The sequence below is a fragment of the Romboutsia lituseburensis DSM 797 genome (assembly GCF_900103615.1).
GTDB lineage: Bacteria > Bacillota > Clostridia > Peptostreptococcales > Peptostreptococcaceae > Romboutsia_F > Romboutsia_F lituseburensis.
The window spans coordinates 357326-369319 of the sequence record NZ_FNGW01000005.1 but is presented as its reverse complement, the minus strand read 5'-3'; the positions used below and the strand labels follow the sequence as shown (position 1 = coordinate 369319).

Here is an 11994-nt window from a genome sequence, read left to right as displayed (position 1 = left end):
GTACCAGTTGTTCTGCCAAGGGCATGGCTGGGTAGCTATGTACGGAATGGATAAGCGCTGAAAGCATCTAAGCGCGAAGCCAACTTCAAGATAAGATTTCCCACCGTAAGGGTAAGACCCCAGGAAGACTACCTGGTTGATAGGTCGAAGGTGTAAGTGCAGTAATGTATTTAGCTTATCGATACTAATAGGTCGAGGACTTGACCAATAATAAAATGATGAACTTTGAGCAACGGATATAGCTGAAGCGAGAGCGAAGATATATCGTTGGCGAAATGAACGAAGTGAATTTTTCTAAATGATATACAGTTTTGAGGGTATTAAATCGAAAATATTGTAAGCATACTATTTTATATAGTATGCTTATTTTTATGTGTAAATTTATATAAAAAAGAGATATTTAAGACAATGGATAAAGCTATTGAGGGGCGTAAAAAATTGAAAATATTTCAAATAATTACATTTTAGTGCATTAATAGAGCTTTTTAGTCCACAAATATTGATTTTATGTGTAATATAAGGTAAAAATAAGTAGTACTACTAAAGTATAATATTATTAAATATTTAAATGGGGGAACACATATGAATAAAAAAGCCATACAAAAACTAGCGAGCATGGCAACTTGCGCAATTATTTTTATTTCTTTAGGAAACACATCTTATGCATGGGATGGAAAAGCTGATGGAACAGGTACTCATGCATTAATTGCTGAACAAGCACTGAAAATGATAAACAATGATTTAAACAAATCTGATCAAGAAAAAATTGGAACTAATTTAGATATTATGAACAACTTAGTAAAAGATTTAAAACGAGGATCAACTTATCCTGATTATAATCCTAATGCATATGATTTATATCAAGATCATTTCTGGGATCCTGATACAAATAATAACTTTACAATAGATAATTCTTGGTATGCTAGCTATGCTATATACGACACTGCTGAAACTCAAGTTAGAAAATTTGTAGCTTTAGCTAAGCATCAATGGGATAAAGGAAATCATCAACAAGCTATATTCTTATTAGGTCAAGGATTACATTATTTAGGGGATTTAAATAATCCATATCATGCATCTAATCAAACTGCTGTTGATACTCCTGGACATGTAAAATATGAAACTTATGTTGAAGAAAGAAAAGAAAACTATGCTGTAAATTCAATGAACTATACTACAGACCAAGGTATATATGAAGATGCACTAAAAAATACAGATATTAATGATTGGATGACAAAAAACTCTACAGCATATGCAAAGGTTGCAAAAGATTTATATTATAGCCATTCAACTATGAAGCATAGTTACGATGATTGGGAATATTCAGCAATAGAAGCAATGAAAAATTCTCAAGAATGCACAGCTAAACTTTTATATAGATTCTTAAATGAGGTATCAGGAACTGTTCAAAATACTTCAGATATGAATAGTTTAGATGAGTTTAATGTAGTTATAAAAACTGCTAATGAAAAATATGCAGGAACAGACGATTATATTTATTTTGGAATAGAAACAAAAGATGGTAAAACACATGAATGGGAATTAAATAACCCAGGAAACGACTTTGAACAAGGTCAAGAAGATAATTATATAATAAAAGTAAAAGATGGATCAAAAATTAGTTTAAATAATATAAATAGATGTTGGATAAGAAAAGCTAAACTTGGAGTTGGTGATGACTTTAAGCCAGAAAGTATAAATGTTATAGCTAAGAGTAATGTAATATTTGAAAAAGAAATTAATAAAAATCTAGTAGGAAATGAAACTTATTACTTAGATAAGTAATAAAAAATTAAGCTATTTTAAAGTACAACTATATTATTTAATAATCTTGTTAAAACAGAAATAATGCTGTATTTAACTGGTTATTAAATGATATGTATTTTAAAATAGCTTTTTAATTATAAAAAAATATATTATTTCAAATAAATGATAAACTAATTCATTATTATAATAATAAGCCTAAATATGAATTCAACAAAAGAATTGGAAATATATAAAAGATTAGCAAATAAGTTAATAAACTACTAAATTTATGCTACTATATATTAGTAAAGTAAAAATAATGGGGGAAAAAATATGAAGAATAAAAATACAAGTGCTTTTTTAGCAGGGGTTTTAATTGCATCTAGTACACTTCAGTCAACAAGTTTAATTTATGCAAATCCAGTAGAAAATACAAATAATGTTTATCAAGATTATATAAATAATGAAGTTAATCAACCTATAGATGGTGAAAAATATGAAACATACACTATGCCTATAACAAAAAATTTAGACAAACCTGACATGACTAGTCATGAATTATCAGATGCTCAGGGTCTATCATATATAAAGAGATTTAAATTAAAAACAAATGATAGCTATGAAATAGCTTTATCTAAAGGAAATGGAGAGTATACATATTTAGATAGCTCTAATATTTTAGACGAGGCTATGGAAATAGCTAATAATTCAAAATATGCATATAAAAATGCTATTCCTGTAGTAATAAGCAATAAAGGATTAGTAGTATATGCTACAGAGGGTATAGCAAAGATAGTTAAAACTAAAGATGGTCAAGTAGTAAGTCAAAATACAACTATAAATTTATACAAAGACCCAGAAGGCAAAAAGACTCATACATATATATCACCAGGAGCAGTAGATGATGCACCTGTAGTAGATGTAGTAGAAAATATGGCAAAAATAGAAGTTGCAGGGTTTAATGGTTGGATGCCTATATCAGACTCTAAAGGTGATAATTTAATAATGGTTCCACTTAATGATGCGAAAAATTTAAGTTATTATCAGGTTAATAGCAACAATGAACTGATACATAAAGTTAGTACTGCTGTAGAAATTGAAGGTAAAAATGAATCTATAATAATAGGGCATGCACCTAGCTTTATGCAAGCTTCAAAAAAATATTATAGCTATGATGGAATGTATTTTTATGAAGATATAAATAAGTTAATATCGGACTTAAAAAATTCAAATCATTATAATGCAGTTAATAGAAACGACCCATATTATAACTACTATAATACATTACCAGGTAGAACTAAAACAGTATATACAGCATCTGAATTAAACTCATATATAGACAAAAATGCTCCATCAGGCAGTGTACTAAGAGGTACAGGAGAATCATTTATAAAATATCAAAATGAGTATGGTGTTAATGCATTGATGGCATTGAGTATATCTATAAATGAAAGTGGATTTGGTACAAAACTAGTAAAGCCTAACAATATATTTGGAATAAAAGCCAATGATGGTGCCGAATCAGGAGCAACTGAATTTAAAAGTGTAGATGATTGTATAAGAACATTTATGGATGACTATATGTCAAGATACTACTACAGTGTAAAATGGAGCCTATATAATGGAAGTAACTTAGGTAATAAAAACATAGGAGTAAATGTAAACTATGCATCAGACCCATATTGGGGAGAAAAAGCAGCATCACATATGTATAGAATAGATAAAGCTTTAAGTGAAGGAAGTTTTAGAGAATATAACAATGAACAATTAGGTATTTATACTAGAGAAGATAAAGTAGAAACATCTGATGGTAAATTAGTTCATAATATTCTAAATGAAAGAAAATTTGATTCAAGTAAAGCAGAAAATACAGCTCAAGTAGGGGATGTTGTATTAATAAAAGGAGAATCTAATGGTAAGTATGAAGTAGGACCAGATAGAGCGAAAGTTTTAAGAGCTGCAACTCATGACTGGAACTTCAGAGGATATATAGATAAAGAGAGTGTAAGATTAGTAAACAACGTTAGCAATAGCATAAAAACTACTACATTAGCTGGAGATGATAGATATAAAACAGCAATTGCTGTAAGTCAAAGAGGATGGCAAAATGGCACTGACAATATAGTTCTTGTAAATTCAGGATCTATAGTTGATGCTCTGAGTGCAACACCTTTTGCAAATTCTAAAAATGCACCAGTATTACTAACTCAAAAACAAACTTTAAATAGTGATACAGAAAAAGAAATAAAAAGGTTAAATGCTAAAAATGTTTACATAATAGGTGGAACTAGTAATGTAAGCAATGATATAGTAAATAAATTAAAATCTATGGGATTAAATGTAGAAAGAATAAGTGGAAATGATAGATATGCTACATCTTTAGCAGTAGCTAAAAAACTAGGAAATGTATCAGAAATAGCAGTAGTAAATGGAGTAAAAGGACTACCAGATGCTATAAGTATAGCTCCAATAGCAGCTAAAAATAATATGCCAATAGTACTTTCTTCACCTACAAGCGGAATATCTACATTTGATGATTATATAAAAAATAATAATATTAAAAAATCTTATATAATAGGAAGTACAGATTCTGTATCTAATAGTGTAGCAAATAAATTGCCTAATCCAAATAGAATAGGTGGAGCTGATAGAAATCAAACTAATGCAATGATAATTGATAAATTCTATACAGTTACAAATTTAAATAATATATTTGTAACTAAAAATGGAATGAAAAATAATGATCAATTAATAGATGCATTAGCAGTTGGAGTTTTAGCTGCCAAAGAAAATTCTCCAGTAGTGATAGTTAGTAGCCAATTAGAAAAAACTCAAAGGGAAGTGTTATCATCTAAAAAAGCTAGTGAACTAACACAAGTTGGAGCAGGTGGAAATGAAAATGCATTTCAAGAGATAAAAAATCTTTATAAATAATAAATTTGATAATATGGGTGATATAAAATAGGGGAAATATCTAAATAATAGGTATTTTCCCTATTTTTACGTATAAGGAAATTATTATTACATTATAATTGTAGACCGGTGGCTTAAGCAAAGCGAAATTTTTATTAAAAGTTTTAGTCTTATAAACGTATAATTATATATATGAAAGTTTAAAAACTTACCAAGTTATGTTAAAATATAAGCTATTAAATTGAGATAATATTTAATATATATAAAATTAAAAATATAAGGGGGAGCGTATGAAGATTAATAAAAGAAGCATATCAGTTGCAATTGCATTATGTTTATCACTGACGAACATAAGTAGTTTATCTTATGCAAATAATGATACATACAATAGTGTATTAAAAGACTATATAAACAATCAAGAGCCTTTTGTAGTAAGCTCAGATGTATTAAATCAAACATCAAGTAATAAAAAATCATTTACTAAGGTAAGCCCTGAGCAAATAGTAATTCAGTACCTGACACAGCTTCAAAATTTATCAACATTTAAACTAATAACAAAAGAAGATGACACATTAGATAGCCAATATATTATAAGATTACAGCAGCATATAAATGATATGCCTATATATGGATCTGATGTAGTTGCATGTGTAACATATGATGGAATTATAAAATCTATATCTGGGTATATTGAAAACCAAGATAATCTTAAAACTATCGATTATAAAGTAAATTTAAATGAAGATAAGGTAAAAGATATCGCTATATCTAAATTAAAAACAAAGGATGATAGAAAAGAAGATCTAAAAGTAAAGCTATACTTATATAAAGATAAAGAAGATCAATATATACCAACTTATAAAGTAGAATTAAGTTCGGTAACTAATGATGTACATAATCAGATAATATTTATAGATGCTCAAAATGGAAACGTAATAGATAAATATGAAAAAACAAAGAATGTAATCAGACCAACCCAAGTAAAAGCAAAAGGTGTATTTGGTGATGAAAAGGAAATATCACTAGTAGAAGCAAAGGGGGAATCTGGAGTAAATGATGGATATTATTTCTTAGATTTAAGTAGAGGAAATTATCCAATACAAACTGTAGATGCTAGAAATGAATACTATTTCCAATGGAGTGTTGTAGATTTAATTCAAAACAATACAAAGTACTTTAAAACTTCATTAACTCAGCCTGATGGAAAATTCGTAGATGGACATTATTATGTAGGAAAGGCTTACGATTTTTATAAATCTCAATTTAATAGAGATGGGTTAGATTCAAAAGGTATAAAACCATCAGTAGTAGTAAATGTGTATGAGCCTGGGAATGCCTTTTATTTAAATGACAATGGAGTTGATTTATTAGCATTAGGAAATGGTGATGAAGAATACTATGATGCAGCAGGATCAATAGATATAATAGGTCATGAGTATACTCATGCAATAGTAGCATATACAGCAGGTCTAGAATATCTATCTCAAGCAGGAGCAATAGATGAAGCTTATGGAGATATATTTGGAACGCTTCTTGAATTTAAAAATAAATCAAATGCAAATTGGACTATAGGAGAGAACTTCTCTAAAAATGGAGCATTTAGAGATTTAAGTAACCCTGATACTGATAATATAGAAAAGATAAATGTATGTACAAAAGCACACACTCATTCACAATATTGTGATTATGATTATGTGCATGAAAATAGTAGTATAATAAATAAACTTGCATACCTAATATCAGAAGGTGGAACTCATTATGGTGTTAAAGTTACGGGTATGGGCAAAGATAAAATGGGTCAACTTTTCTATAATGCATTAACAGAAGGGTTATATTCACATTCTAACTTTAAGCATTTAGGAGAAGTTTTATTATCTAAAGCTAAAACAGAACAAGACAAGCAAACAGTATTAAATGCTTTAACAGCTGTTGGGATAAAGAAACAAACATTGCCTACAGAAAATATAAGTAAAGTAGCTGGACAAAATAGATATGAAACAGCTGTCAAGATAAGTCAAAAAGGATGGAGTCAATCAGACAACGTAGTACTTATAAACTCTAGTGCAATACCAGATGCATTATCAGCAACACCTTTTGCAGCAGCTAAAGATGCTCCAATACTTTTAACAGGTAGCAAAGAACTAAATCAAGACACTGAAAAAGAATTAATTAGATTAAAAGCAAAAAATATATATGTAATAGGTGGACTTAACTCTATATCTACAAATATTATGAGTCGCTTAAATCAATTAGGAATGAATGCTCAAAGAATTAGTGGAGATAATAGATATATAACATCTCTAGAAATAGCTAAAAAACTTGAGAATGTATCGGAAATATCAGTAGTAAATGGAGAAACAGGACTTGCAGATGCAGTGTCTATTGCAGCAATAGCAGGAGATAAAAATATGCCAGTATTACTTGTACCACCAAGCCAAGATATTAATGTTATAAATATATATACAAAGTTAAATAGCATTAAAAAGGCATATATAATAGGTGGAACAGGAAGTGTATCAAATACTGTAGAATCTAAATTACCAAATGCAACTAGAATTGGTGGAGATAATAGAAATCAAACTAATGCTAAAGTTGTGGAATATTTCTATACAGGCACTAACTTAAATAATGTATTTGTAGCTAAAGATGGTATGAGTCAAAAAGACCAATTAATAGATGCATTATCAGTAGGAGTATTAGCTACTAAAGAAAAGTCTCCAGTGCTTTTAGTTGGTAAAAAACTAGATGAAAAACAAAAAAGTGTTATGAAAACTAAAAAACCAAATGCATTAACACAAGTAGGAGCAGGAGCTAACGAAAATGCATTTAATGAATTAGTAAATATATATAACTATTAAATTCAAATAGATTAAAAAAATAAAATTAGACATTATATCAAAAAATTTACTTTTGACATAAATGAAAATTCATGATAATATTATAAAAGTCAATTGAATAATAAGTAAGCCAGACAATCGCGGGTAGCAATTTAGCTACGTGAGGAAAGTCGGAGCTCCATAGAGCAGGGTGCTAGGTAACGCCTAGTGGGAGTGATCCTAAGGAAAGTGCAACAGAAAATAACCGCCACTTTTGTGGTAAGGATGAAAAGGTGAGGTAAGAGCTCACCGTCGATTAGGTGACTAGTCGAGCCGTGTAAACCCCACCTGGAGCAAGACCAAGATAGGATAAAAAGGATGTTGCTCGCATCCTCCGGTTGGTAGGTCGCTTGAGCCTATTGGTGACAATAGGCCTAGAAAGATGATTGTCTAATACAAAACTCCGCTTATAGACTTACTTATTATTTAGACATGAACACTACCTTAAGGTTAGTGTTTTTTTTTGTCAAATTGGAAAATATTAATTATAATATAAAATTATAATATAAAAAGTTTTTTAAAATGTTTACAAAAATTGTATATAAAATTACAATTATATATATAAAATTGAAGAATATAAACAATTATGCTATATTTAAAAATGATAGCGATATAAATTTTTGGAGGAAAATATGAAGATGACGGTTAAAAAAGCAATAATACCAGCTGCAGGACTTGGAACTAGGTTTTTACCAGCAACTAAATCTCAGCCTAAAGAAATGCTTCCTATAGTAGATAAACCAACTTTACAATATATAATAGAAGAAGCTATAAATTCGGGGATAGAAGAAATATTAATAATAACAGGAAGAAATAAAAAATCTATAGAGGACCATTTTGACAAATCTGTAGAATTAGAATTAGAATTAGAGCAAAAAGGGAAACAAGAAATGTTAGAAATGGTAAGGGATATATCTAACATGGTTAATATACATTATATCAGACAAAAAGAACCAAAGGGATTAGGTCATGCTATTCATTGTGCTAAAAGCTTCATAGGAAATGAACCTTTCGCAGTTTTATTAGGTGATGATATAGTAGATTGCGAAACACCTTGCTTAAAACAATTAATAAGTGCATATGATGAATACAAAACTACTATACTAGGGGTACAAGAAGTAGCTAAAGAAGATACTAATAAGTACGGAATATTAGATGTTAAGCATATAGAAGATAGAGTATACAAAGTAAAGGATATGGTTGAAAAGCCAAGTGTTGAAGAAGCACCATCTAATGTTGCTATACTTGGTAGATATATAATAACACCAGCTATATTCGATATATTAAAAAATCAAGAACCAGGAAAAGGTGGAGAAATCCAATTAACAGATGCATTAAAAACATTAGGAAATCAAGAAGCTATATATGCATATAACTTTGAAGGAAGAAGATATGATGTTGGTGATAAATTTGGATTTTTAGAAGCAACTATAGATTTTGCATTAAAAAGAGATAATCTAAGAGACGATCTAATAAATTACATGAAAAAAGTAGTAAATGATGCAGAAAAAGATAATAATATAGATATAGTTAAAGAAGTTGCAATAGATAAAGAATAATTAACTTTATAAAGTTTGACATAGAAAAATAAATAAAACATCTAAAATAAGGTCTAGTTGCAAATTATATTGTTTATTCTTAGCTAGACCTTATTTTTAAGATATAAATAATTTTAAAAAATATATGACTGCATGGAAATAATATACAATTAGAGTAGCAAATATATTGAATAGGGACATATTATGATATGTAGATTTTTAATTATAGGAAGGTAGTGAATTATATGGCAGTTTTAGTTACTGGCGGGGCAGGATATATAGGAAGCCATACCTGTATAGAATTATTAGAATCTGGATATGACGTCATTATAGCAGATAACTTATGTAATAGCCATAAGGTAGTAGTAGATAGAATAAAAGAGCTTTCGGGACACAAACCAAAATTTTATGAAATAGATATCGTTGATAAAAATGCATTAGAATTAGTTTTTAAAGAAAATAAAATTGACTCTATAATACACTTTGCAGCGCTTAAAGCTGTGGGGCAATCAGTATCTATGCCAGTGGAATATTATACAAATAATCTAATAAATACATTAAATTTATTTGAAATGATGAAGAAATATAATGTGAATAAATTCGTATTCAGTTCATCTGCAACAGTCTATGGAGAACCTCATACATGTCCAATTTTAGAAGAATTCCCTTTATCAGTTACAAATCCTTACGGAAGAACTAAATTGATGATTGAAGATATGTTAAGAGATATATGTTATGCAAATAAAGATTTAGATGTAGCGATACTTAGATACTTTAATCCAATAGGAGCTCATAAAAGTGGGAGAATTGGTGAAGAACCAAATGGAATACCTAACAATATAATGCCTTATATAACTAAAGTAGCAATAGGACAATTACCATATGTGAATGTATTTGGAGATGATTATAATACTCATGATGGTACAGGTGTAAGAGATTACATCCATGTATTAGATTTAGCTCATGGGCATGTTAAAGCTCTAAAAAAATTAGAAGAAAATCCTGGCTTAGTTACATATAACTTAGGTACAGGTAAGGGATATAGCGTATTAGATCTAGTAAAAGCTTTCTCTAAAGCAAGTGGAAAAGAAATACCATATAAAATAACAGATAGAAGAGCTGGAGATATAGCTACTTGCTATGCAGATCCTACTAAAGCAGAAAAAGAATTAGGATGGAAAGCAAAGTATTCTATAGAAGAAATGTGCAAAGACTCTTGGAAATGGCAAAGTCAAAACCCGAATGGATATACTACTGAAGTTTTGACGAAATAGCTATAGATATGGAATAATTTTATAAATAATTTAATATTATTAATAAACTATTAAAATCCTCCTTGTAAAAGGAGGATTTTACAATTTGTTTAAAACCATATAAGTAAAATTTCGCAAATATTACAAAATTGTATATATTAAATTATCACATAAATGTGTAAAAATAAATAAAATGTGATAAAATGGAGAAGTTACTTACAATTGGTAAGAAAAAGAATGAAGGAAATATGTATCATTAGTCTAATTATTACTTATCATGAGGGGGAATGTACTATGAAAAGAAAGATAAGTAAATTAATAGCAGTAATGCTAACATTGTGTCTAGTGTTAATGAATGGTGTACAACCAGCAGAAGCTGCAAGCAATCATTTATTAATAGTAAACACTAAAAAAAATACTCTAGGATATTATGTTAATAGAGAATTAGTAAAAACATTCAAAATAGCATCAGGAAAATCTAGCACACCGACACCACAAGGTAAAACTACAATAGTAAATAAGATAAAAAATAGACCTTATTACTCAGGTGGTATAGCTGGTGGAGATCCAAAAAATCCATTAGGAGATAGATGGTTAGGTTTAAATATAGGCGGATCATATGGAAGCGTATATGGAATACATGGGAATAACAATGAAAGCTCTATAGGAAATCATGTATCTGGTGGATGCATAAGAATGCATAATAGTGAAGTAAGATGGTTATTTGATAGAGTATCAGTAGGTACAGATGTTATAATAAAGTATACTGATCAAACAGATGAACAAATAGCAGCAAGCTATAAAATAGACTTAAATGTTAAAAAGCCTGGCTGGAGCAAAGAAAACGGCAAGTGGTATTACATAACTAAGGATAAGAATTACTACAAAAATGGATGGCTAAAGATAGATGGAAAGAATTATTACTTCGATAAAGATGGAGTAATGCAAACAGGATGGAAAAAATTAGACAATAAGTGGTATTACTTAGAGTCAAATGGAGTAATGCAAACAGGATGGAAGAAATTAGATAACACTTGGTATTACTTAGAATCAAATGGGGTAATGCAAACAGGATGGAAGAAAATAGATAATAACTGGTATTACTTTGAAGATAATGGAACAATGAAAACTGGTTGGAAGACAATTGATGGTAAATGGTACTACTTCCAGGAAACAGGTATCATGAGAACAGGATGGTATGTAATAGATAACAACTGGTACTATTTCCAAGATAACGGAGATATGAGAACAGGGTGGTATGTAATAGATAACAACTGGTACTACTTCCAAGATAATGGAAACATGAGAACTGGTTGGTATACAATAGATGGTAATTGGTATTACTTCTATAATGACGGTAAAATGGCTACAAATACAAATATAGATGGCTGGGACATAGATTCTAATGGAATAGGAACTATGAATTAGTTAGAAATCAAAACTCTTGAATTTTATAATTTTTAAATTATGAAATTTAAGAGTTTTTTTATTTTTTATAAAAAATTATAATAAAAAAAATATGTAAAATAATTACAAAATAACTATTTTATTGATTGTTAAATATTTACATTAAATAAAATTAAAATAATTTTAAAATAAAGTAATTTCAATATATACAATTAAAAATACAATATTAACCAAGTTAAATATATGAATTAAAACTATATT

Annotated in this window: 6 protein-coding genes, 1 rRNA gene and 1 other RNA gene; all 8 read left to right on the top strand. The window is 28.9% G+C overall.

All coding sequences use genetic code 11. The features are described from left to right. Positions 1-208: ribosomal RNA gene (locus BLP75_RS12200) — 23S ribosomal RNA — on the top strand; the annotation flags it as partial. A 374-nt stretch (positions 209-582) separates the two neighbouring features. Further along, entirely contained in the window at positions 583-1785 is a 1203-nt protein-coding gene (locus BLP75_RS12195) for a PLAT/LH2 domain-containing protein (protein WP_092726442.1), read from the top strand. A 294-nt stretch (positions 1786-2079) separates the two neighbouring features. Next, positions 2080-4680, top strand: coding sequence for a cell wall-binding repeat-containing protein (locus BLP75_RS18515; protein WP_170139189.1), 2601 nt, complete (start codon positions 2080-2082; stop codon positions 4678-4680). Positions 4681-4949: 269 nt separating this feature from the next. Next, positions 4950-7517 carry a cell wall-binding repeat-containing protein gene (locus BLP75_RS12185; protein WP_092726440.1) on the top strand — a complete coding sequence of 856 codons (2568 nt, stop codon included), beginning with the start codon at positions 4950-4952 and terminating at the stop codon, positions 7515-7517. A 101-nt stretch (positions 7518-7618) separates the two neighbouring features. Further along, an RNA gene (gene rnpB, locus BLP75_RS12180) (RNase P RNA component class A) lies at positions 7619-7961 on the top strand. A 206-nt stretch (positions 7962-8167) separates the two neighbouring features. Further along, positions 8168-9094, top strand: a complete 927-nt coding sequence (gene galU, locus BLP75_RS12175; protein ID WP_092726438.1) for a UTP--glucose-1-phosphate uridylyltransferase GalU — start codon at positions 8168-8170, stop codon at positions 9092-9094. Positions 9095-9318: 224 nt separating this feature from the next. Beyond that, entirely contained in the window at positions 9319-10347 is a 1029-nt protein-coding gene (gene galE / locus BLP75_RS12170) for a UDP-glucose 4-epimerase GalE (protein ID WP_092726436.1), read from the top strand. 273 nt (positions 10348-10620) lie between these two features. Then, the gene (locus BLP75_RS12165) at positions 10621-11754 is read left to right on the top strand and encodes a L,D-transpeptidase family protein (protein WP_170139188.1); all 1134 of its coding nucleotides are present in this window, start codon (positions 10621-10623) and stop codon (positions 11752-11754) included. The last annotated feature ends 240 nt before the right edge of the window (positions 11755-11994 follow it).